This window comes from Escherichia sp. AM3, from assembly GCF_032029835.1.
GTDB lineage: Bacteria > Pseudomonadota > Gammaproteobacteria > Enterobacterales > Enterobacteriaceae > Escherichia > Escherichia coli.
This window is the reverse complement of record NZ_JAVUPQ010000866.1, coordinates 1-288: the sequence shown is the minus strand read 5'-3', so window position 1 is coordinate 288 and position 288 is coordinate 1. Positions and strand designations below refer to the sequence as shown.

Below are 288 nucleotides of genomic sequence, written 5' to 3'. Positions count from 1 at the left end.
TACTGAATGTGATCACCGAAACCGGGAGTACTGGCGCTTCCATGCTGGTCGACTCCCCTCTGGTGAACATGATCAGTTATACCGGCAGCACTAAGGTAGGCCGCCTCATTGCCGCCAACGGCGCCAGAACGCTCAAACGTCTGAATCTGGAACTGGGCGGAAAAGCGCCGCTGATCGTATTTGATGATGCAAACCTGGATGTGGTGGTACCGCAGATCGTCATGGCACTGGTCGCGATGAATGGTCAGTTCTGCTGTACCGGTTCACGGGTACTGGCCCAGCGTGGCA

1 protein-coding gene is annotated in these 288 nt (G+C 56.2%); it reads left to right on the top strand.

What is annotated here, in order from left to right:
* A partial coding sequence (locus tag RTW80_RS28770) for an aldehyde dehydrogenase family protein (protein ID WP_312721509.1) occupies window positions 1-288 on the top strand: 288 nt, incomplete at both ends.